22 protein-coding genes are annotated in these 23309 nt (G+C 56.6%); 7 read left to right on the plus strand and 15 right to left on the minus strand.

The window, feature by feature from the left end; translation table 11 throughout:
- Positions 1 to 17: 17 nt before the first annotated feature.
- On the minus strand, positions 18 to 671 hold the full coding sequence (locus BM323_RS14425; RefSeq protein ID WP_008110117.1) for an oxygen-insensitive NAD(P)H nitroreductase: 654 nt from the start codon (positions 669 to 671) through the stop codon (positions 18 to 20).
- Positions 672 to 783: 112 nt separating this feature from the next.
- A complete protein-coding gene (locus BM323_RS14430; RefSeq protein WP_008110119.1) occupies positions 784 to 1785 on the minus strand; it encodes a zinc-binding alcohol dehydrogenase family protein in 1002 nt (333 codons plus the stop codon).
- Between the two features lie 142 nt (positions 1786 to 1927).
- Here BM323_RS14430 and BM323_RS14435 point away from each other — a divergent pair, with 142 nt between their 5' ends.
- Positions 1928 to 2836 carry a LysR family transcriptional regulator gene (locus BM323_RS14435; protein WP_036650065.1) on the plus strand — a complete coding sequence of 303 codons (909 nt, stop codon included), beginning with the start codon at positions 1928 to 1930 and terminating at the stop codon, positions 2834 to 2836.
- 65 nt (positions 2837 to 2901) lie between these two features.
- Here the strand turns inward: BM323_RS14435 and BM323_RS14440 are convergent, their stop codons facing one another.
- The 11 genes from BM323_RS14440 to BM323_RS14490 all read right to left on the minus strand — a co-directional run bounded on the left by BM323_RS14440 (position 2902) and on the right by BM323_RS14490 (position 15822).
- On the minus strand, positions 2902 to 3522 hold the full coding sequence (locus BM323_RS14440; RefSeq protein WP_008110124.1) for a TetR/AcrR family transcriptional regulator: 621 nt from the start codon (positions 3520 to 3522) through the stop codon (positions 2902 to 2904).
- Positions 3523 to 3552: 30 nt separating this feature from the next.
- A complete protein-coding gene (locus tag BM323_RS14445) occupies positions 3553 to 4704 on the minus strand; it encodes a pyridoxal phosphate-dependent aminotransferase (RefSeq protein WP_008110125.1) in 1152 nt (383 codons plus the stop codon).
- An 8-nt stretch (positions 4705 to 4712) separates the two neighbouring features.
- Complete coding sequence (locus BM323_RS14450; protein ID WP_008110127.1) at positions 4713 to 5522, minus strand: SDR family oxidoreductase; 810 nt, start codon at positions 5520 to 5522, stop codon at positions 4713 to 4715.
- A gap of 3 nt (positions 5523 to 5525) precedes the next feature.
- Positions 5526 to 7208 (minus strand): hydantoinase B/oxoprolinase family protein, encoded by a 1683-nt coding sequence (locus tag BM323_RS14455; RefSeq protein WP_008110129.1) that lies wholly within the window; start codon positions 7206 to 7208, stop codon positions 5526 to 5528.
- The gene (locus BM323_RS14460; RefSeq protein ID WP_008110131.1) at positions 7208 to 9295 is read right to left on the minus strand and encodes a hydantoinase/oxoprolinase family protein; all 2088 of its coding nucleotides are present in this window, start codon (positions 9293 to 9295) and stop codon (positions 7208 to 7210) included. The genes BM323_RS14455 and BM323_RS14460 overlap by 1 nt, the downstream gene beginning before the upstream one ends.
- 42 nt (positions 9296 to 9337) lie before the next feature.
- Entirely contained in the window at positions 9338 to 10678 is a 1341-nt protein-coding gene (locus BM323_RS14465; protein ID WP_008110132.1) for an MFS transporter, read from the minus strand.
- Positions 10679 to 10732: 54 nt separating this feature from the next.
- Positions 10733 to 11365: an RraA family protein gene (locus BM323_RS14470; RefSeq protein ID WP_008110133.1), complete on the minus strand. Its 633-nt coding sequence runs from the start codon at positions 11363 to 11365 to the stop codon at positions 10733 to 10735.
- A gap of 506 nt (positions 11366 to 11871) precedes the next feature.
- Positions 11872 to 12645, minus strand: coding sequence for an FCD domain-containing protein (locus BM323_RS14475; protein ID WP_036650080.1), 774 nt, complete (start codon positions 12643 to 12645; stop codon positions 11872 to 11874).
- A gap of 78 nt (positions 12646 to 12723) precedes the next feature.
- On the minus strand, positions 12724 to 13041 hold the full coding sequence (locus BM323_RS14480; RefSeq protein ID WP_008110135.1) for a PTS sugar transporter subunit IIB: 318 nt from the start codon (positions 13039 to 13041) through the stop codon (positions 12724 to 12726).
- A gap of 9 nt (positions 13042 to 13050) precedes the next feature.
- Entirely contained in the window at positions 13051 to 14478 is a 1428-nt protein-coding gene (locus tag BM323_RS14485) for a glycoside hydrolase family 1 protein (protein ID WP_008110136.1), read from the minus strand.
- A gap of 9 nt (positions 14479 to 14487) precedes the next feature.
- On the minus strand, positions 14488 to 15822 hold the full coding sequence (locus BM323_RS14490; protein ID WP_008110137.1) for a PTS sugar transporter subunit IIC: 1335 nt from the start codon (positions 15820 to 15822) through the stop codon (positions 14488 to 14490).
- A gap of 168 nt (positions 15823 to 15990) precedes the next feature.
- Here BM323_RS14490 and BM323_RS14495 point away from each other — a divergent pair, with 168 nt between their 5' ends.
- The 4 genes from BM323_RS14495 to BM323_RS14510 all read left to right on the plus strand — a co-directional run bounded on the left by BM323_RS14495 (position 15991) and on the right by BM323_RS14510 (position 17984).
- Positions 15991 to 16302 (plus strand): PTS lactose/cellobiose transporter subunit IIA, encoded by a 312-nt coding sequence (locus BM323_RS14495; protein ID WP_008110138.1) that lies wholly within the window; start codon positions 15991 to 15993, stop codon positions 16300 to 16302.
- Between the two features lie 198 nt (positions 16303 to 16500).
- On the plus strand, positions 16501 to 16812 hold the full coding sequence (locus BM323_RS14500) for a type II toxin-antitoxin system TacA family antitoxin (protein WP_008110139.1): 312 nt from the start codon (positions 16501 to 16503) through the stop codon (positions 16810 to 16812).
- Positions 16793 to 17329, plus strand: coding sequence for a GNAT family N-acetyltransferase (locus BM323_RS14505; protein WP_008110140.1), 537 nt, complete (start codon positions 16793 to 16795; stop codon positions 17327 to 17329). The genes BM323_RS14500 and BM323_RS14505 overlap by 20 nt, the downstream gene beginning before the upstream one ends.
- A 25-nt stretch (positions 17330 to 17354) precedes the next feature.
- Entirely contained in the window at positions 17355 to 17984 is a 630-nt protein-coding gene (locus BM323_RS14510) for a LysE family translocator (RefSeq protein ID WP_008110142.1), read from the plus strand.
- Positions 17985 to 18598: 614 nt separating this feature from the next.
- On the opposite strand, the gene BM323_RS14515 is transcribed toward BM323_RS14510, so the two are convergent.
- Both BM323_RS14515 and BM323_RS14520 read right to left on the minus strand, forming a co-directional pair.
- Positions 18599 to 19084 (minus strand): hypothetical protein, encoded by a 486-nt coding sequence (locus BM323_RS14515; RefSeq protein WP_008110796.1) that lies wholly within the window; start codon positions 19082 to 19084, stop codon positions 18599 to 18601.
- A gap of 173 nt (positions 19085 to 19257) precedes the next feature.
- Positions 19258 to 21444, minus strand: a complete 2187-nt coding sequence (locus tag BM323_RS14520; protein WP_008110794.1) for a TonB-dependent siderophore receptor — start codon at positions 21442 to 21444, stop codon at positions 19258 to 19260.
- Between the two features lie 278 nt (positions 21445 to 21722).
- Between BM323_RS14520 and fes the strand changes: the two genes are divergently transcribed.
- Positions 21723 to 23081 carry an enterochelin esterase gene (gene fes / locus BM323_RS14525; RefSeq protein WP_008110792.1) on the plus strand — a complete coding sequence of 453 codons (1359 nt, stop codon included), beginning with the start codon at positions 21723 to 21725 and terminating at the stop codon, positions 23079 to 23081.
- Positions 23074 to 23295 carry an MbtH family protein gene (locus BM323_RS14530; RefSeq protein WP_008110791.1) on the plus strand — a complete coding sequence of 74 codons (222 nt, stop codon included), beginning with the start codon at positions 23074 to 23076 and terminating at the stop codon, positions 23293 to 23295. The genes fes and BM323_RS14530 overlap by 8 nt, the downstream gene beginning before the upstream one ends.
- The last annotated feature ends 14 nt before the right edge of the window (positions 23296 to 23309 follow it).

The raw sequence follows: 23309 nt of genomic DNA on the forward strand, positions 1-23309 counted from the left end.
AATCGCGACCGAAAATTTTAAATAAAGGTAAAAATCTCGTCACGCGGCAAGCGTGATTTCGGCAATGCAGCGTTGAAATCCGCCTCGCTGCGATAGCCCAGCGACACCAGCACCACGCTGGTAAAGCCCTTCTCGCGCAGGCCCAGCGCCTGATCCAGTGTACGCTGGTCAAAACCTTCCATCGGCGTGGCATCAATACCTAACATCGCCGCACCCAACAGCAATCCACCCAGCGCCAGGTAAACCTGTTTTTCCATCCACTGCGGCACATCGCGCTGCTCGTAACGATGCATATCCACGTAGCTGCGACGGCTCTTATCCTGCCCCGCTTTGCCATCTGGCTTGGCGAAACGACCATCTTCCTCTTCCTGCGCCAGCACATTCTGTAAATGCGCTTCATCGAGATCGGTACGCATGCACAGCGCGATAACGTGAGATGCGTTCAGCACTTTCGGGCTGTTGTAGACAAATGCACCTTCAGTGGATTTGGCCATCTGCTCGCGACCGGCGGCGGTGGATGCCACCACAAAATGCCACGGCTGTGAGTTCACCGATGACGGGCTGTTGCGCAGCACGTTCAGCAGGGTTTCGATTTCATCCTGCGGCAGGCTTTTACCGCCCTCAAACGCTTTGACGGTATGACGACGAGCGACTGCATCATTGAGTGTCATGGTCTATTCCTTATGTTATTCAGATATAAAATGTTTTACGGTCGCCATAAATGGCGACCCTACGGATGTTCGGTACTGTTTTGTAGGGTCGCCATTTATGGCGACCGCATCATTAAAACCCGCTCAACACAATCTTACCGCGTGCGCGGCCGCTCTCGATCAAAGCATGTGCCTTGCGCAAATTGGCGGCATTAATAGCGCCATGATGTTCGCCAGCAGTGGTTTGCAGGGTTTGGTCATCAATCAACTGGCTCACGCGCTGCAAAATCTCATGCTGGCGCTGCATATCGGCGGTATGGAACAGCGAGCGAGTAAACATTAATTCCCAATGCAGCGAAATCGCTTTGCGCTTCAGCGGCACCGCATCCAGCGTCTCGGGATCGTCGATCAGTGCCAGCTTGCCCTGCGGCGCGAGCGCATCAATCAGCTGATCGTAATAGCTGTCGGTGTGCGTCAGCGACGCGACATAGCGCACCTCTTTATGCCCAATCGCCGCCAGCTGTTCGCCCAACGGTTGAGAATGATCAATCACATGATGCGCGCCCAGCGAACGCACCCAATCCGCCGTTTCCGGGCGCGATGCGGTGCCGATCACCGTCAGCTTGGTTAGCTTGCTGGCAAGCTGCGTCAGCATGGAACCAACGCCGCCGCCTGCACCAATAATCAGCAGCGCGGCGTTGTCATCGGCCTGCACCTCGAGACGATCAAACAGCAGTTCCCACGCGGTCAGCGAGGTCAGCGGCAGCGCGGCAGCATCGGCGTCGTTCAGCGAACGCGGTTTGTGCCCGGCGATGCGTTCATCCACCAGCCCATATTCGGCATAGCTGCCGGCGCGAGTAATATCACCGGCGTAAAACACCTCGTCGCCCGGCTGGAACAGCGTGACGTCTGCGCCCACCGCTTCCACCACGCCGACCGCATCCCAACCCAGAATGCGCGGCTTATCGGTTGGCGCACCGGCGCGCACTTTGGTGTCCACCGGATTCACCGCGATGGCGTGGATTTTTACCAGCAGATCGCGCGCGCCCGGCGTTGGCTTATCAACTTCGAGCTCATACAGCGCATTTTCATCGGAAATCGGTAAACCGTTTTGGCTATAAACAATGGCTTTCATCAGGCAGATCCTTATTCATCAGCAGGTTTGGTGAAGTGAACTCAGCATAGCGGTCCGCAGCGCAATGAAAAATGCCAGTTGCAGGTGAACACTTTCACTCTTAGAGTGAAAATCCCTGCCGACTACCACGATGAATAAGAAGATGATCCGACTGGAAGATGTCACCCTGTTTGTGCGTTCCGCCGCACTCGGGAGCTTTTCACGCGCGGCGCGCGAGGTGAATTTGCTGCCCGGACAGGTTAGCGCGGCGATTCAGCGGCTGGAGCGGGAACTGGATCGGCGCTTGTTTGCCCGATCAACCCGCAGCCTGCGCTTAACCGCCGAAGGGGAAAAGTATCTGCCCTATGCGCAAGAGATGCTGGCGCTGATGCATGCCGGTGCCGACAGCTTGCAGAGCGATGAAGATGCGCTGAGCGGCGAGCTGAAAATCGCGCTGCCGTCAGACATTGGCCGCAATATTCTGCTGCCGCTGATCACCGATTTTTGCCGCGAGCATCCGGCGCTGGCGGTGCGTCTCTCCTTTTCTGATCAGATCAGTGATGTGTTCCGCGATCCGGTGGATATCGCCATTCGCTACGGCAAGCTGGAAGACAGCAGTTACGTGGCCTTGCCGCTGGCGGAGGACAATCGCCGCGTGATGGTGGCATCGCCAGATTACCTTGATCGTCACGGTCGCCCGCAAATGCTGGAGGAGATCGCCCAGCATCATCATGGCCTGCTGTTTATTATGGGCGGCCACGTTTACGACAAATGGACATTTCCGCAGGATGGCATGCGCCGCCAGATTACGGTGAAAAGCCGCATGCTGTGTGATGACGCCGAAGTAGCGCGGCGCTGGGCCATCGCCGGAATGGGCATCGCCTATAAATCGTGGATTGATGTGTGTGACGACGTGCTGGCCGGCAGGCTGGAGCGCGTGCTGCCGGAGATGCCGGGCGAAAGCACGCCGCTGCACCTTATCTGCCCGCATCGTAAACAGTTTTCTCCAGCGATCCGCGCGCTGCATGAAGTGTTGCGCACCCCGCTACGCGCGTTAACGGCGAAGCTTTAATGCCAATCAATGCCGTAAATTGCGGGTTTTGTAGGGTCGCCATTTATGGCGACCTGGCATACAAACTATTTACTGCGGCTGGCTTCGGCGGTGAATTCATTCGCGGTGGCGAAGCCGCGTAAACCGCCGACCAGAACCGACATCAGCTGGGTGCCGACCTGTTTTTCCGTCAGCCCTACCGTGTCGAGCAAATCAAAGATTTCGCGCGGATCGAACAGGATATTCCACAGGAACACCGCCTTATCGCCAATATCCGGCAGCTCCATCTCCTCCATCGCTTCACGTAACGCCGGGCGCAGCGCGTCCGCCTGCACTAACAGGTATTCCGCGCCTTCCCATAAACGTTCCAGATAGCCGCGACGGTTACGCATCGGCACCATCGCCGCGCCGCGCTCGCGCACCAGTTTGATCCAGTAACGGCTGACCTTTTCCAGCTTGAGTAAGCCGCTGCAGCTTTGCTCGAGACTGTAATCCAGCAGCAGTTGCCCCACGTCCTGACGATACGCATTCAGCACCTCTTCTACCGACGTAAACTGACGATAGGCGGTGGCCACGGAGACGCCAGCTTCTGCGGCGATTTCCGTCATGCTTATCGGGGTTTCGGAGCGCTCGAACAAGCGGGCTGCTGCCTGAATCAGATTCTTGCGGTTTCTTTCGGTATCACTGCGCATCGGTTTTCCCGTCATTGTGGGTGTGCTTCCTTAAACGTGCTGATATTACTTGAAACTGGCCAGGCCGCGCTTCAAACGGCGCACACCTTCAGTAATGGCTTCACTGCTGGCAGCGTAAGAGAGGCGCAAATGCCCTTCGCCCGCCGCGCCAAATTCACTGCCAGGCCGCACCGCGATGCCCTGTTCGCGCAGCAACGAGACCATATCAATCGCCGGAATCGGCAACGAATAGGCAGGGAAGCAGTAAAACGCGCCTTCGGGTTCATTGAGTTTCAACTCTGGAATTGCCGACAATCCTTCCATCATCAGCACGCGACGCTGGCGGTAGACATCATACATACGTTTTACGTCATCTTTACACTGCGTCAGCGCCACCAGTGCCGCACGCTGCACGGCGCTGTTCACCGATCCGTTCACCGTATTGTGCACGCGCGCGGCGGCGGCGATCATCTCCGCTGGTCCCGCCAGATAACCCACGCGCCAGCCGGTCATAGCGTAACTTTTGGAGAAAGTCTGACAGAACAGCGTGCGTCCGGCAAAAGCGGGAATGTGCAGCACCGAGGTAAAGGGACGATCGGTAAACACCAGATCGCTATAAGCTTCATCGGCAATCACCAGCGTATCGTGCTGGTTCACCAGTTGGCCGAGCGCTTCAATTTCGGCGCGGCTGTGCACAATGCCGGTGGGATTGCCGGGATTGCAGAACACAAACAGTTTGGCGCCGTCCAGCGCACGATCCAGACGTTCCAGATCCCAGTGCAAATCCGCCCGGCACGGCATCGGCACGCAGATGCCGCCAGCCATATTGACCAAATCCGCATACAGCGAATAGGTTGGATCGGGGATCACCACGCGATCGCCTGGATTGACGATAGAGAGAATCGCCGCCGCAAGACCGGCGGTGCCGCCGTGCGTGACCAGAATTTCACCGGCTTTCACCGCGTTACCGCTCTGCGCGGACACCTCGTCCGCCAGCGCGCTGCACAAAGCTTTGTCTCCGAGCAGCGGCGCGTAATGGGTGTAACCGGCTTGCAGCGCATCCACCGCCGCTTGCACGATGCGCGGCGGCGTGTCGAAATCCGGTTCGCCCATCGCCAGAGAAACCATCTCGCCGCTCGACGCAGGTTGTTGCACACGCAGCGAGGTGCGCTCTACACGTAATACCGCCTCGGCGGCTTTAAAATTTTGGCTCGACATAAAGATTCCTATTCCGATTTTTCACGTTCGGCCTGGCACGCTGCCGGGGCATTTTTCCAGCGGCTGATCTCCAGATCGCCGGAGAGATCGCGCAGAACCGTCGGCGCGACAATCAGTTCTTCCACCACGGTGCGCGCCGGTAAGCTGGCGCACAGCAGAATGGCTTCGGCCACATCTTCCGGCTGCACCATGCCATCACGAATCGCCTGATCTGGCGGATTGGCGCGGTTATCCATAATCGGCGTGTTCACTTCACCCGGTAAAATGCAGGTTGAGCGGATGCCGTCGTTGCGGAAGGTGTTGTGCAGATAGGTCATAAAGTTGCGCACCGCCGCTTTCGCTGCGCCATAGGCGGCGCCACCCAGCAGATTTGGCCGCAGCGCCGCCAGTGAAGAGACGGTGATGATGGTGCCGTTTTTGCGCGCCAGCATGTCCGGCAGCAGCGCCTGGGTCAGCAGAAATACCGCTTTCATGTTGACGTCCTGCACCTGATCCCACTCCTCCTCGGCAATCCAGCGCGCATTCAGCGTCTTGCTGGCGCTGCCGGCGTTGTTAACCAGAATATCGACCTGGCCCAGCTCGGCTATCGCCCACGTCACCAGCGCCTCAACCTCGGTTTTTTGCGCGATGTCCGCCGCATAAGCCGAGACTTTACCGCCCTGCGCGATCAGGCTTGCCGCCACCTCATCCAGCACCGCCTGACGTCGTCCCACCAAAATCACATGCGCACCGCGCGCGGCAAAACCGGCCGCCGCCGCTTTACCAATTCCGCTGCCCGCGCCGGTAATCAGCACCACTTTTCCCGTTAATCTGTCCATGTTTTAGCCTCTTTTAAGGTCATGCAGGTTCACGCCGTAATCACGCAACGCGCCCGCTTCAGTGATGTAACCTTCCTGCACATCCCACAGGATGGCGTTGAGATCGCGCTCGGCCACCGGCATCTTGCCTCCGCCGCCCGGCATCTGAATGGTGACTTCGTCGCCGGGTAACACATCATGGCGTCCCACCGGTTTCGCCAGCGATGCGCCGTTAATCGCCACAACGTTCGGCGCACCCGCCGCCGCGCCTAACACGCCCTGTGCCGCGTGTTTTTGCCGCGAATAGAACATGCTGTGCGAGAGCGGATATTTGCTGGTATTACGAATCACCATGCGCTGCGCCACGCCGCCGCGATAGCGTCCGGCACCGCCCGAATCGGGCACGATGGATTTCTGCAGGAACAGCAGCGGCGTGGCGGATTCAATCAACTCAACCGGCGTGGAGGACATGTTGCCGGGGAAACCGGTGACGATGCCGTCTGCGGCAGGACGCGCGCCGGTGCCGCCGTTGACGCACAGGCTTTCGACAAAGCGGCGTCCATCATCAAACTGTCCGGCGAACACGTCGCAGGTAACCGGCGCGCTGCCCGAATGGCCCATCACGCGATCCGGCATGATATCGGCCAGCGCGGTGAAAATGGCGGCGTGCGCCATGTGTCCGACGCGGTTACGCATCTCCACCGCACAAGGCGGACGCGCATTGGCAATCGAGCCTTCCGGCGCGGTGACGGTGATGGATTTGAAGCAGCCTTCGTTATTCGGCAGATGCGGCTCAAGCAGGCATTTCAGCGGATAGACGCTGTAGGCATAGGTGAATGACATTGGGCAGTTGCTGCCAAACAGCGATTCCGCCGATGAACCGGCATAATCGATGGTGATGTTGCTGCCATCCACAATCACCGCCACGTTGAGATGGATGTCGCCTTCGTAGTCGCCAATATCCACCGCCGCTTCATAGCGACCATCCGGCACCGCCTCAATGGCTTTGCGCATGGCGATTTCAGTCAGCGAGTGAATCTTCTCCGCCAGCGGCGTTACCGATTCCAGCTGTAAGTCATCCATTAAACCGAGCAAACCGTTAGCGCCAATTTGGTTAGCCGCCAGCATGGCGTGCAGATCGCCCTCGACCTGATCCGGCGAGCGCACATTGGCGAGGAACAGATCCAGCAACTGCTGGTTCACGTCACCGGCAATCATCAGTTTGCTCGGCGGGATGAGAAATCCCTCTTCAAACATGTCGCGCGATGAGCCCATATTTAGCGAGCCGCCAATATCGGACATGTGCGCCGCCGCGCCGGTAAACGCCACCAGCTTGCCGGCGCGGAACACTGGCGTTACCACCGTCACGTCATTGAGGTGGCCGGTGCCGAGCCAGGGATCGTTAGTGATCAGCGCATCGCCGGGTTTCAGCGTCTCCGCCGGGAATTTCGCCAGCAGATGACGCACCGTGGCGGGCAACGTGCCGATAAACACCGGTACGCTGGTTTTTGGTTGCGCCAGCGAGCTGCCGCTGGCGTCCATCAGCAGGCACGAGTAATCGCCTACTTCGCGGATAATGCTGGAGAACGCCATGTTAACCAGCGTGGCCGCCGCCTCTTCCGAAATGCTGACCAGCCGATCCCAGGTAATGCGCAGGCTAATCGGATCGTCGAGAAAACGCAGATGATCGTGGGTTGTCGCACTCATCAGTTCAGCTCCATCAAAATATTGCCTTGCGCGTCCAGCTGCGCGGATGCGCCGGGACCGACATAAATCGCGCACTCTTTTTCCTGCAACAGCGCCGGGCCGTGAATCGCTTCGCCGGTGATCAGTAAGCTGCGTGGGATGACGCGGCAGGCGCTGAAGCCCTGCTCGCGACCCAGATAGACCTGCAAGCTCTTCTCGCGCGCGTCGGGTTCAGGATGGCTGAGTTGATCGGTGGTATTCAGTACGGGTGGCGTGGTCTGCACGCGACCGCGCCAGTTAACCACTTCCACGCCTTGTCCCGGCAAGGTGCGACCAAAGCGCGCCAGATGGGCGGCTTCAAAACTGTCGATTAGAGCCTGAATATCGCCCTGCGCAAGGAAGCTTTCCGGCAGCGTGACGGTGAGCTCCGATCCCTGGCCGACATAGCGCACGCCCGCAAGTTTCTGCTGAATCGCGGTATTCGGATCGGCGTTGGCCGCCGCCAGCGTGGTGATCGCCTCGTCAAAGCCTTCGGCGAACAGCGCAGCAATGCGTTTCACATCAATGCCGGGCTGCAGCCGGCAGCGATCGCTGCGCACAAAGTCAGCGCTGGGCGGCGCGGTCAATAAGCCGAAGGCCGAGTAAACGCCCGCTCCGTTCGGGAAGTAAACGCGTTTGACGCTGAGCTGTTTCGCCAGCGACCAGGCGTGGCTCGGGCCCGCGCCGCCAAACGCCAGCATGGTCATTTGTGAGGGGCTGACGTTTTTCTCCACCGAATGGGTGCGCAGCGCTTCGGACATTTTGCTGTTAGCAACTTCGTGAATGCCCCATGCGGCGTCTTCAATACTCAGCCCCAGCGGCTCGGCGATGCGGCGAATTGCCTGGCGCGCGGCTTCCACGTCGAGCGGCATGCGACCACCGAGAAAGGCATCGGGATCGAGCAATCCCAGCACCAGATTGGCATCAGTAACCGTCGGCTGCTCGCCGCCGCGCGCGTAACAGGCCGGACCTGGCCAGGCGCTGGCACTTTCCGGGCCAATTTCCAGCAGGCCAAGGGAATCGACGCGCGCGATACTGCCGCCGCCCGCGCCAATCTCAATCATGTCCACCACCGGCAACTTCACCGGCAAACCGCTGCCTTTCAGCAGGCGATCCGCGCGCCCCACTTCGTAATCGATGGTGATGGAGGGTTCGCCATCGCGCACTACACATGCCTTGGCGGTGGTGCCGCCCATATCAAACGCCAGTACCTGACGTTCGGCGTTTTTACGCGCGAAGGCGGCGGTGGCAACGATGCCGCCTGCCGGGCCGGATTCAATAATGCGCGTGGGATAATCCGCCGCCACCTGCGGTGCCATCAGGCCGCCGTTCGATCCCATCACCAGCCAGTCGCAGGTGAAGCCGCCCTCGCGCAGTTTGGTCTCCAGCCGCGCCATGTAGCGGCGCGCTTTCGGCTGCACAAAGGCGTTCATGGCGGTTAGCACGCCGCGATCGTATTCGCGGATTTCCCGCGACACTTTGTGCGACACCGAGATCGACACGCCAGGCAGTTCACGGCTGAAAATCGCTTCGATGCGATTCTCATGTTCCGGCCACGCATAGGCATGCATGCACAGTACGGCAACGGCTTCATAGCCTTGGTCGCGCAGCTCAGCGGCCAGCCGCACCACTTCGGCTTCGTCAAGCGGCGTAATCACTTCGCCGCGTGCTGTCACGCGTTCGCTGATTTCGTACGACTGCGAACGCGGCAGCAGCGGCTGCGCCGGTGCACCATTCAGATCGTAGATGTCATAACGGTATTCACGCCCCAGCACCAAAACGTCACGGAAGCCGCGCGTCACCACGAAGGCGGTTTTCGCGCCACGCCGCTCAAGCAGCGCGTTGATGGCCAGCGTCGTGCCGTGCGTGATGGTGTGAATGTCGCTGGCTTTGAGCCCGGCCAGCTCCACCAGTTGGGTTAAACCGGTGTACGCCCCTTCCGAAGGATCCTCCGGCGTGGTCAGGGTTTTATGCCGGATCGCCTCGCCGGTGATGTCATTCAACAGCACCAGATCGGTAAACGTGCCGCCAATATCAAACCCTATCCGCCAGGGTGACGCGTTTTTCATAATGACCTCGAAATCCAGAATGTGGGCAGATTGCTACGGCTTTCACTCGGCAGCGAGTGGCTTACCGGCGGTTTCTTTCAGATACAGCGTGCTAATGAGCGTCAGCGCGGCGGTGAAAATCACCATATAGCTGGGAATGCTGGCGATGCCGGTCATCCCAATCAGCCATGTCATCAGTAATGGCGCAGAGCCGCCAAAGATCACCGTTGAGAGGTTGAAGCCGATGCTGTAGGCGCTGTAACGCACGTTGGTAGGGAACATTTCGGCCAGCGTCGCCTGAATCACTCCAGCATGTCCGGCGAAGGCAAAGGCCAGCAGAACGGCCGCCATGCACGCCAGCGGGAACATGCCGAGCGTCAGCAACCAGAAACAGGGCCACGCCAGCAGCGCCATCGCAATCGCCGACGCCACCAGCAGCGGCTTGCGTCCCAGACGATCCGACAGCCACGCCATCATCGGAATGGTGGCGATAATGGTGATCAAGCCGCAGGCGGTGACCATCAAGCTTTGAATCTGCTGGAAGTGCATCACTTTATTCAGGTAGGTCGGCATGTAGACAAACAGGATGTAATAGCCCGGACCGTTGACCGCTGGCAGCGTGATCGCCAGTCCAATCGCTTTCAGATGGCGCTTTGAGGAAAGCACTTCACGCAGTGGATTGCGCACCACGCGCTTGTTGGCTTTTACCATCTGAAAATGGGGCGTGTCCTCAATGCGGGTGCGGATGTAGACGCCAATCAAGGCCATCGGAATAGCCAGCAGGAACGGCACGCGCCACACCCAAGCGGTCATCGCCTCAGTGCCGAACACGTTGATCAATCCGCTGATCAGCAGGCTGCCGAACAGTAACGCGATAAACGATCCCATCACCAGCGGCGACATCACCACCGCGCGGCGATGATCTTCGGCATATTCCGCCACGAACGAACCCGCGCCAGAGACTTCGCCACCGGCAGAGAATCCCTGCACGATACGCAGCAAAATCAGCAGCGCCGGTGCCGCCCAGCCAATGCTGGCGTAGCTCGGCAGCAGGCCAATCGCCGCCGTCGCCAGCGAGATCATCAGCAGAAGAATCGCCAGCAGCTTCTGACGGCCCATTTTGTCGCCAAGATAGCCGCAAATTACGCCGCCGAACGGGCGCACAAAGAAGCTTACGGTGAAGCCGAGGTAGGTCAACATCAGGCCGGAATCGGTGGTGCTCATGTCACTGGCGGAAAACACTAGCACCAGTGAACTGACCAATAAGCCGTAAATGCCGTAGTCATACCACTCGACAAAGGATCCGACGCCGCCCGCCAGCGAGGCACGGCGAACGACGTTATTTTTGGTTGTTCCGTCCTTCGGCAAAGCGTAATCCATTGTTACCGCATGTGATTTCGTCATTGGTTTGCCCTGAAAGTGTGGTGAAAACATCCCCGGAATGCGCAAGCCTGCGGCTTATTTATACTGACGCGTTACTTCTGCCGTCATTTCTGCTTCACGGCGCGCCACTTCCTGTACCGCCGCCAATACCGCTTCGGCGCGCCAGAAAGGAATGATGATCACGCCGTCATCGTCGCCGACCACGATGTCACCCGCGCAGCACACCACGCCGCCAATGGCGACCGGTTCACCGATCACGCCCGGACCGTTTTTGAAAGGCCCCGCTGGCGTGGTGCCACGACAGAACGTGGGTAAACCGGTGGATTCAATCACGCTGCGATCGCGAACCGCGCCGTCGATAACCTGCGCCACCGCACCGGCATGCTGAAAGCGCTGCGTCAGCTGCTCGCCCACCAGCGCCCGATCGATGTGGCCCTGGCCGTTAATCATCATTACGTCGCCCGGTTGGATGTAATCCAGCGCGCGGATCACCGCCGCGTTGTCGCCTGCCGTAACCTGAACCGGCAAGGCAAAGCCAACAAATGCGGTGTTAGAGGAGACCGGAACAATGCCGCCATCACACATATTCAGTCTTTCCATCGCATCGCCAATGTTGGCAACAGGAAATTCGGCAAATGCCGCCAGCCATTTATTTTCCGGGCGCTGCCATGATGTCGAAATACGGACTTCAGCCGTTTCAAGAGCCATTATCGGTCACCTTTTAAAATGAAAAAGCATTATCAAGTGAGAAACTTTTATCATTTTAAAAATTAGGTGTGCAACGTCTTTTTTACATGAATATGACAGGCGCGAGGTTTTAAATTAACGGAATTGTGCAGGATTCAATCGGAGGGGGTGTTATTAATATATTGATTATAAACAATATTCATTCAGTCGCTTTTAATCCGCTTAGCAGTCTACTACCGAAATAAATCGGATTATCCGCTGCTATAGTGTTTTCTTATGTTGATTTTATGAGGAGAAGCACAAATTAAGTGCATTATTTATTGAATCAGGCGATGCGCGTCACAATTTGGTGCGGTAATTAATGCGGAGCCATAAGTAAATAAATAAAGGCTTCAGTTTTCAGCGGTTAAATAATTGGGGGCGATGTTACATTGCACTGTTGCGGTGCGCATAAATGCGCACCTGGTCGCCATGAATGGCGACCCTACGACAGCGGGTTTGTAGGGGCGCCATTTATGGCGACCGCATCACATCAACTTACCCTGAAAAATCGGTACCGATTCGAACAGGTAGCCATCAAAGTCAGGTGCATCGGCATCGGATAACTCCAGTAGCGTATTCTTAACGTTTTCCAGGTGCTGCCACATCGCCTGCCAGGAACCCATCACATCACGACGTCGCAGCGCGGCCAGAATGGTTTGATGATCGCCCAGCCACTTCAAGCGATAGGCGCGGGTTTCATACTGCGGTCGCAGCTGCTGCCAGAGCGGGCTGGCTTCGTGATGGCGCCAGACGCTGGTAACCGTATCGAGCAGCATCTGATTTTGCGTCGCGCCCGCCAGCAAAAGATGAAATAACTTGTCGTTATCCTGGCTGCTGTCGTTGAGCGCGATGGCGCGCTGCTCCTGCTCCAGCGTGCGGCGCAGGTTTTCGATATCGGCTTTGGTGGCCATTTTAGCGGCGAAGGCGGCGATATTGCTCTCCAGCAACTGACGCGCCTGCAACATCTCGAACGGGCCGACATCGCTGCGGAAAAATGCCTCTTCCGCATCCTCGCTTTCCGAAGGAATGCGCATCACGTAAACGCCTGAGCTTTGACGAATATCCACCGTGCCTTCCAGCTCCAGCATCAGCAACGCTTCACGCACGATGGTGCGGCTCACGCCCCAGGTTTCCGCCAACTGGCGCTCTGGCGGCAGTCGTGATCCAACCGGGTAATGGCCATCGAGGATTTGCTGACGCAGATGCTGACCAATTTCCTGATACTGCTTTTTCTCTTGTGGCGCTTCGGCTTTTTCCACGCTCTCACCCTTTTGCATCATGGTGCATTCGGCCCGGCCGCGTCCTGTGCGAGCCGGAACCTGACTGCTATCTGGGCGCTAGTGTACCAAAGCCAGCGCCTGATCGAGTACCTTTGCACCATTCAACGTGCCGTAAGCCACGGTATCGATCACCGCAATCGGCAGCTGATAGCTGTCGGTCAGCTTTTTATTCTCCTCCAGCTTAAAGCGCACCTGCGGTCCCAGCAGCACCACCACCACGTCCTGACCGTAGTTTTGTAACTCTTCACGCAGGTTCTGTTCCGGGATGGCGTAGATCTGGTACTCAAGACCGCGTGCTACCGCCTCTTTTTCAATGCGGGTAACTAACATCGAAGTCGACATGCCTGCTGCACAGGCCAGAATAATGCGTTTCATCGGTCGTCCTTATTTGGCTTCATCGTCAATGTTGAGGGTCAATTGCTGGGTGTCACGCAACTGACGGAACCAGTGCGCGGATTTCTTCATGCGTCGCTGCCGCTGGTTATCGAGGTCGATCTCAATCAGTCCGTAGCGATTTTTGAAGGCGTTCATCGGCGAAACGTTGTCGGTGAATGCCCACAACATGTAGCCCTGACAGTTGCTGCCCGCTTCATGCGCACGCACGGCCTGGTAAAGATGTTCAGCAATAAAGTTGATGCGGTAGTCGTCCTGAATTTCCCCCTGCGCATCCTTAAATTGCGCTTCGTTTTCGATGCCCATGCCGCTCTCGGCCACAAACCACGGCAGATTGCCGTACTCCTCTTTCATGCGCTGCGCCATGTCGAAGACAATGCGCGGTTGGATCTCCCAGCCGCGCGAGCTGTTCATGCGGCGGCCCGGCAGCTCAAAATGTTCGTAGTAAAAGGCCGGATGGAACGGCGTCTCAGGATGCCACGCGCGTGACGGCGCTTTGACGCGATGCGGATAGTAAAGATTCAGACCCACCTCATCGACGGTGTTGGCGGCAATGATCGCCAGCTCTTCCTCGGTGACGTCCCACTGCACTTCATGTTTATCCAGCAGCTGCAGTAATTCAGCCGGATAGACGCCTTTGATCGCCGGGTCGAGAAACACCCGGTTGTAGAACAGATCGTAAATTTTCGCGGCTTTAACATCATGCGCCGCCGACGAGCGCGGATAGGTCACTTCCGGATTGAGAATAGTGCCCACCGTGCCGGTATAACCTTGCTGGCGGAACAGCTTTACCACCTTCGCCGTGGCGAGATTTTTATGGTGATTCCACTGCATCCACTTATGGGTGTTCTGCTCATACGGCCAGCGCAGCGCATCAAGATAGACGCGCGTCTGCACCACAATCGGCTCGTTAAATACAAACCAGCGCGTCACTTTACCGGCGTAGCGGGCAAACACTTTTTCGACATAGCGGATAAACAACTCCACCACATGTTTTGACTGCCAGCCGCCGTACTGCTCCAGCAACTGCAGCGGCAGTTCGTAATGTTCGAGGCACAACATCAGTTCAATGCCCTGACGCTGCATCTCATCAATTAGCTGGTCGTAATAGGCCGCGTACTCCTCATCAACCACCGCGTTTTCATAGTCGATGAGAAAGCGCGACCAGTTGATGGAGGTGCGATAGTGCGTCAGCCCAGCCGCTTTCATCAGCGCCACGTCTTCGCGAAAACGGTTGATAAAATCGGTCGCCACCGCTGGTCCATAACCGTTGTGCCAGACATGACAATCCTGCTGGTACCAGGCATCCAGATACGAATCCTGCCCGGCTTTTTTGCCGCTCCAGCCCTCGGTTTGCCAGGCCGATGCCGCCGCGCCGAGGATAAAGCCCTCAGGCAGCGCAATGGTGTGCTTACTCATCGAATCTCCTTAATTTTGTGCCAGCTCGGCCTGCAGATTTTTCGCTTCCGCCGCTTCGGCGCGACGTGCAGCCACTTTGACAAACGGCAGATAAATCAATACTGAAACCACGATGCAGATGATTTGCGTTACTACCGCGCCCATCGAACCGGCGGTTGAGAGCCACGCATTGATGATTGGCGGCGTAGTCCAGGGAACCATTACCACCGCTTTACCGGCGAAGCCCATCACCGTGGCGAAATAGCCAATCGAACCGGTGACCAGCGGCGTGATGATGAAAGGAATGGCGAGAATGGGATTGAGCATGATCGGCATACCAAAAATCACCGGCTCATTGATGTTGAATAAGCCAGGTCCAAACGACAGCTTGGCGATTTCCCGCATCTCTTTGCGTTTGGTGGCAATCATCACCGCGGTTAACAGCCCAATCGTCAGGCCGGAACCGCCGATGCTCATATACACATCCCAGAAAGGCATGGTGATGATGTTTGGCGCTTCTTTGCCTTGCTCGAAGGCGTTCATGTTGACCAGAATCGCCCCCAGCAGCAGCGGCTCGCGAATCGGTTTCACCATTTGGTTGCCGTGAATACCAATCACCCAAAACAGCTGGGCAACAAACATCAGTAGCAGAATGCCCCACAAGCTCTGCACCACCGATTCCAGCGGCTGCTGCACCACTTTGTACACGGCGTCGTACAGGTACATGCCGGTGATCTTATGGAAGATAAAGCCAAAGGTAGCGACCAGCGTGACGGTAATGATGGATGGAATCAGTGCGGAAAATGATGCGGCTACGTTCGGCGGCACGGTATCCGGCATTTTGATTTTTAGCCGTTCAACCTGCTCCAACCGGCAGTAAATCTCCACCGACAGAATGGCGATAAACATGCCGAGGAACAGACTTTTGGTATCGGAGAACTGTTTCGCCAGCACATCGGTGACCACATGCATCTGGCCATCTACCAGCATTTGCAGCGTGGTGGGCGTCACCGAGATAAAGCAGATGATCGCCAGCAGGCCAGGAAACAGCGTTTTTATGCCGTTGATGCGACCCAGCTCGATACCAATCAAGAACACCGCGCCGATATTCAGAAAGCTCAGCGTGGCGTAGTTAATGCTGCTGGTGATCGGTTTTAAATCGGCGAGAAACGACAGCGCAGAGAAACTGGCGAGGCCATTTTTCGGGTCCAGCACCATGTTGGAAATCAGCACCGAAAACGCCCCGACGATGATCACCGGCATCAGCGTGATGAACGAGGCTTTGATCGCCATGATGTAGCGGTAGCTATTGAATCGCGTGGCAAAGCTACCCAGCGAATCGATAAGACGTTCCTGTAGAGACATTGGTCAACCCTCAGCGGTATTAGGTGTTATGCATCAGCTTGATGGTTCGTGGCATACCAAAATGGCGATATTCGCGCTTAATTTCTGTGATCATGCTCGCGGAACTCCTTTTTGGTATTCCGGTAGCATCGTTATCACCAATTTGGCATACCAATAAGTGAGGCGGATATGGATTTTGAACAAACAATGATGGAGTTGCTGATTAATGCTGGTGAGGCGCGATCGCAAGCCATGATAGCAATCCAGCAGGCGCGCAAAGCTGACTGGCAAGGTGCCGATGAGGCTTTGGCGGCGTCAGATGAGGCCGCAAAAGCGGCGCATAAAATCCAAACCGCATTGATTGGCGCCGATGAAGGCTGCGGCAAAGTGCCGGTCACGCTGATTTTGGTGCATGCGCAGGATCATCTGATGACGGCGATGCTGTGCCGCGATCTGGCGGGTGAATTGGTGCTGTTACGGAAGGAGTTGCACGGTCAATAAGGCGCAACAGCAAAATAATTTATACGGCTATCAACCGTACGCGTTGACTCATCGAAGCGATAAGGTTTACATTATTCGCATACGGTTATTAGCCGTACCAAGCTAACTGAAATGAAAGACTTCACTCACGATGCAACGCTGCATAAGTTTAAGGACTGACGTCAACAGGAGGCGTTTTTACTCTGCGAGGCTCTCACTATGCCAAAAGTACCCGCACTATCCACCGATACGCGCGCCGTTAAAGATGCGCGCGTAGAGTTAAAAACCAGTTCAAATCTTAAAGAAGTTTTAAAGGAAGCAGCAACCGCTGCAGGATTAGATTTGAGTGCCTTTATCTTAAATGCGGCGCTTGAGCGTGCAGAAACCGTTTTGGATAATCAGCGACGTCGCCAGCTTTCTGAAGAGAGTTGGCAGCAAGTGAATCAGCTCATGTCTGAACCTGCAGCTCCGACGCTGGCGTTACAAGCGTTGATGCGAAGGAAAAGAGCAGATGGAAAATTCAAGGAATAACAGCGCTGACGTTATGGTGTGCGCCTATCAGGCAGACATCACCTATCCCGGTAATAAACACTTCGATTGCGGCAACGCAATTATTAACGCCTTTGTACGCAACTCGCTTAAAAAAAGCGTAAAAGAGGGAAACTGTGCAGCGAAGGCGTTGATTGACGCTAACACCGGCGAACTGTTGGGAATTTGTACCTTCAGCGCCTATTCCCTGTTGAAACAAAAGCTCACAGGCGTGGTGCCCGGTTCCATGCCAGCCGAAGTCGGCGTGGTGCGCCTGGTTATGTTGGGAATCGCTGTCAGGGAACAAAAGAAAGGTTATGGTCAGGATCTGCTTGGCGCATTTTTCGATCAAGTCAAAATAATCCATGCCGCATTACCGGTAAAAGGCGTTTATCTTGACGCTGAACCGCAAGCCGTGAATTTTTACACCCGCCTGGGATTTGTGGCACTGCATGAGCCGCCCAATGTATTTGGCGCAATCCCGATGTTTCTGGCAATTCAGCACATTCTCGCGGCGTAATCCATCATGATTTACAGAGGAACCTATGGCGCTGTCACATGAATTGATTCTGATCTACACCACCTATTTCGTCGCCACCGCCAGTCCCGGTCCGAGCAACATGGCAATTATGGGCACGGCGATGAAACAGGGACGCGGCGCGGCACTGGCATTAGCCAGCGGCGTGATTGGCGGTTCGATGATGTGGGCGCTGCTTGCAGCCTGCGGCGTGCTCACCGTGCTGGCCACTTTCGCACAACTGCTGATTGTGCTGAAGATTGGTGGCGGATTGTATCTGTTGTGGCTGGCATTTAAGGCGGGGAAATCGGCATTGCGTAAGCCAGATGCCAGCGAATTCGCGCCGGGCAGCGAGAAAGCGCACTTCGGCAAAATGTTTCGTCAGGGCATTTTGATGCACGTCGGCAATCCTAAAGCGATTTTGACGTGGGTGGCGATTATGTCGGTGGCGTTAAAACCGGGTGCGGCGGCATCCACCTTGCCGATGATAATTGCAGGCTGCGCGGCGATTTGCGTGCTGGTGTTTGGCGGTTATGCGGTGTTGTTCTCCACTGCGGTGATGGCGGCATTTTACCGCCGCATCCGTCGTGGGCTGGATGCGCTGCTGGCTTGCTGCTTTACGGTTGCCGGGTTGAAGCTGGTGTTTAGCCGGAGTTGATGTGGGAAGGTCGCCATGAATGGCGTAATGCATGTCAGATAAGCAGCGCACTGACATCGCAGGGATTCCGCCCGCTAAGCATCTGGTAGTTTCAGAATGTGTGAAGCAGGTGGCCGGGCTAAGGTCCGAAGGCGCGGACCTTAGCAATCCGCAACAGCGCCGCCTGTGATGACCGTGTCCGCACGTATTCATGCGCACCAGGTCGCCATAAATGGCAACCCTACGGAATTTGTAGCGATGGCGAGTCAGGAAAATGCATTGCTGCTGCAGCGCGAGTGTTGAGGCGACATCCTAAACCGCTGAGGGAATGAGGGATTCCAGGGCGAGCCGCATGGATGCGGCGAGAGGTGGCGCTGAGCAGGAGCGAATCGCCGCCGGTCCGTCAGGAATCGTGAATGAGTGAAGGCACCGCGAAGCGGCGGGTTGGGCTGGCGCAAGGCCCGGGAGTGCAGAGGGCGCGGCCAGGCGCCCTTTGCTCGGTCGCAGCACGGAGATGCTGCAACTGCCTCAGCACATGGCGAACGAAAGTCGCTCTGTGCTTAACTGATCGGCATTACGCCATTTATGGCGACCCTGCAAAACCTTGCTGGTGCGCATATTTACGCACCCATACATCACGAATTATTCGGCGGCGTGGCGTCGGTTTCGCTAAACGCGGGCTTCTGGCGCGTCACAGAATAAACCACGTTTTTCGGGCTGTTCGGATCGGTGGTGACATCCACAGAGGCGATGGTCACTTTGCCAAAACCAAACAGCGTCTGCACGTAACCACCAATCTGGTGTTTACCAGGCGAAACGCGAATTTCTCTCTTCTCACCCTTCTTCAGCAGGCCCGCATCCTGACCATCTACCGTCACATAAATAGAAGAACCGTCATCGGTACGCGTGACCACATGCGAAATGTTAATTACCGTTGGGCCGGTTTCGAACGGTGAAGGCGAATCGTTACTGTCGATTGGCGCGCCGGTTGCAGGCTGAGCGGTGGACGCGTCCGCAGTCGCAGTGCTGTCATGTGATGTACCTGTTACGGCGGCAAGGCGGGCGCAGCCGCTAAGCATGATTGTTGCCATCAAAGTGGCTAAAGTGAAGCGCGATAACATCGTGACGAAAAACCCCTGCTAAATGAGAAGCGTTCATTTTAACGCGCCTTGCAGAGTGATGACAGTCACACAAATACAGTATTTTCCGAAAACCGGCTAAGAAGTGTCTTAGTGGCAAGCGAGCCGCACGGAATGCGAAACGAAACGGCGGCCAGAGAGGCCGCCAGTGGGAATTACCAGCTGTAGCTGACGGAAGCCACAATGGTGCGACCGCTGCCGTAGAAGCAGGCGCTTTCGTTACTGCATGACGCCACGTAGTGCTTATCCGCGATATTGTTGACGTTCAGTTGCAGCGTGGTGCCGCGCAGCGAATTCGCCGCTTCGCCCAGCTCATACTTCGCCATCGCATCATACAAGGTGTAGTGCGGGACTTTGTCGACGCCAATTTCATCCGCTGGCGCGGTGCCGGTGTAACGCACGCCGCTGCCCAGCGTAAAGCCGCTCAGCACGCCATCAAGGAAGGTGTAGCTACCCCACGCCGATGCCGCATGACGCGGAATGCTCGACGGAGAATGACCGATACGCTGAGTGATGCTGCTCTCTTTGGTCACCGCATCGGTATAGGTATAAGCCGCTAACAGTTTGATCTCTGGCGTAATCTGCGCGTGCGCTTCGGTTTCGATACCTTTCGAACGCACTTTACCAATCTGCTCGTTGTAGCCGGTCACGCTGTTATACGCGGTGATATTTTTCTGCGTGATATCAAACGCTGACACGGTAAACACCGCATCCCAACCGACCGGCTGATACTTCACGCCCACTTCGGTCTGTTCGCCGGTGGTCGGTTTGAACGGATCGGTGCCTGGCGCGCCGCTGTTGAGGTTGGGTTCGAATGAAGTGCTGTAGCTGACGTACGGTGAAATGCCGTTATCGAACGCATATAGCAGACCTGCACGGCCGGTGAACTTGTCGTCGTTCTGCTGGGTTTGGCTGTTGTCGGTGCGATCCTGAGTGCGTACTTCGCTCCAGTCGTGACGTCCAGACAGCAGCAGGTTCCACTGATTCCACTCCAGCTGATCCTGCAGATAAACGCCCACCTGATCGAGCTTCTTGCGCGTGCTGGTAGTCAACGTCAAATCGCTTTCATTGATGCTGATACGCGTCGGATTGGCCCAGTCGAGGATGTACTGATCGCCGCTGTCGCGCCACAGTTTGTTATCCACGTCGCTCCACTTGTAATCCAACCCGCCGAGCACGGTGTGCGCGATGTTGCCGGTTTCAAAGGTGGCTTTCAGCTGGTTATCAAGACCCAACTCTTTCGACTTGATCTTGTCATGCTGCGGACGACGGTTGATTGAGTGATCGTTATCCGCATCAAAGGTATACACCAGATATTTGTACGATTCGTCCATGTTGCTGTAGCGCATATTCTGCGTGAAGCTCAGGTTGTCGTTGAGATTGTGCTCGAAGATATAGCCGATCGAGGTCTGTTCGCGCTTGGCTTCGTTGAAGCTCGGATCGCTGACGTTGAAATCGTAAGGAATGTAACCCGCGCTGCTCTCTTTCAACGTGCCGCTGGCCGGCAGGAAGTTACGGTAACCCGCTTTCGGCTCGTTCTGGTACATGGTCAGCAGCGTAAAGCTGGTATCCGCGTTTGGCAGCCAGGTAATCGCTGGCGCAATCGCCATGCGCTGCTGTTTATTGTCCTTGACGAACTCATGTTTGGTGCTGGCGATACCGTTTAGGCGGTAGAACAGCGTGTTGTCATCGTTCAGCTTACCGCCGAAATCAAACGCCGCTTCACCCAAATGCTGGTTGCCGGTGCTGAGCTGCACTTTGTGAATGCTCTGCGCGGTAGGACGCTTGCTGGTCATCGCCACGATGCCGCCTGGATTCACCTGACCGTACAACACCGACGCGGGGCCGTGGATCATCTCTACGCGCTCCAGCAACCAGGGATCAACCTGCCCCGCAGCGCCCGCCTGGCCGGATAAACCGTAGCTCAGGCCATCGAGGAATTTCGGCGCATAGCGGAAACCGCGCGCGATGATCTCATCATTACGGTTGGAGTTACCGCGATAGTTGGTCAGCACGCCGCTGCTATAGCTCAGCGCATCCGCAACGGAGGATGCAGCCTGATCGTCCATCTGCTCGCGGGTAATCACCGAAATAGATTGCGGGGTTTTGCGCAGCGGCGTGGACGTTTTGGTGCCCGCCGCACTCTCTTTCGCCACATAACCCTGCAGCGGCGAGGTCACGCTTTCACGCGTGTCGGCGTTTACGGTAATGGTCTCTTCGGCGGCCACGCTGAAGGCAGCCGGTGCCACCAACAGAATTGAGGCCAGAGAAAGGTACAGAGGATTGAGTCTGAACTGACGTGCCACAGCAGGTATTGCTGAATTTCTTGCTTTAACGGACATAGTTGCCATCTCTATTTCAAACTGCCTTGTAGATGAAATAATCCGTTCAGTCGCCCTCGCCCAACGACAATGGCTGTAACGGATTGAAATATTACTCTCTTGCGTTATTTACGGTCCTAATCTCCCTGCGTGACGTCCTTCACAAAATAATCCACTGAAAATCCGAAGGTTTCTTAGGCGCGAAAAATCATATTGCAAATGTAAATCGTTATCAATAGCATTTGCATTAGCTTTGGTTAAGTAAAGACAGTGAACAAAATGTGGAGATGGGTTGCAGGATGTTTCTAACAAGCGCAGAAAAAACGACGCATACGTGGTTGCCCGCCGGGACAGTTGCGCAATGGTTGCAGCAGGTCGATTTGGGTAGCGAAGGCTGGTGGCAGCGGCTTTATGCGGTCGGTACGCCGCTGGTGGAGCGTGACGAACGCGGTCAAACGAGCATGCACTTCTTCTGGCGCGATCCCGAAGGGCATTCCGCACTTTCTTCCACTGAACGGGTTTACGTCGATATAAACGGCGTCACCGATCACCACAGCGAAGCGCCAGAAAGTCTGGTGCGCGTGGGCGACAGCAACGTCTGGCATTGGTCGACCGCCATTGAGTCCGACTGGCGCGGCAGTTACAGCCTGATTCCCGCCACCGCGCAGCAGTTACCGCCGCTGTTTTGTGGCGATGATGCCGCCTGTCGCGCGCTGCAGCGTAAGTGGTGGATCTCGCTGATGCCGCTGGCGATCCCCGACAAATTCAATCCCACGCCGCCGTTTCTTAGCAGCCGCCGCTTTTCCCTGAGCAATGCGCACATGCCGGATGCGCCGGATCAATCCGCCTGGCGCGCGCTGGATGCCGGCATGGCGGAAACCTGGCCAGATTCGCTGCAAACCCTGCAATGGCACAGCACGTTGCTCAACGTCACCCGCAACGTCTGGCTCTACAGCACCGGCACAACCGCTCAGCCCGAACAACGTCCGCTGGCGATCCTGCTCGACGGACAAAACTGGGTGTATGGCCAACCGATTTTCAGCGCGCTGGATCAGGTCACCGCCGATGGCGAACTGCCGCCCACCTGCTGGCTGTTTATCGATGTCATCGACAGCCAGCATCGCGAAGCCGAATTGCCGTGCAACGAAACCTTCTGGCTGGCGGTGCAGCAGGAACTGTTACCCCTAGCGCGCCAGCACGCGGCGTTCAGCGGCGACGCCGATCGCACGCTGGTGGCCGGACAAAGCTATGGCGGACTCGCAGCTCTTTATGCCGGTTTGCACTGGCCGCAGCGTTTTGGCCGCATTCTCACGCAATCCGGCTCCTTCTGGTGGCCGCATCTGCAATACATCCGCGACTACGCCAACCGCGAACAGCACGCGCCGGGTTTGCTGTTAGAGCGGCTGCAACAGGGCGAGTTACCGCCGGGCACGCTGAAGATTTTTCAGGAAGTGGGCGATCGCGAGGAAGACATGGTCTACGTCAACCAGCAGATCGTCCCGGCGCTGCAAGCCGCAGGCCATGAATTATATTTTCGCCGCTTCGCCGGAGGGCACGATGCGTTGTGCTGGCGTGGCGGTCTGATCGACGGCTGCCGCTGGCTGCTGGCCGATTTTCTCCCCACAACCTCACCTTCTGAAGGTAATAACCATGTCTGAACAACAGAATCCGTTTGATAACGACGCGCTCGATTTTCTGGTGCTGCTCAATGCGCGTCAGCAATACAGCCTGTGGCCGGCTTTTGCCCCGGTTCCGGCCGGCTGGCACAACGTAGCGGGACCGCTAACGCGCAGCGCCGCCATTGAGTTTATCGAAGCAAACTGGCACGACATGCGGCCAGCGACGCAACAGACGTCGTCTACCGCAGCCTAATTTTATTTTTTCAT

This window comes from Pantoea sp. YR525 (assembly GCF_900116775.1).
Classification (GTDB): domain Bacteria; phylum Pseudomonadota; class Gammaproteobacteria; order Enterobacterales; family Enterobacteriaceae; genus Pantoea; species Pantoea symbiotica.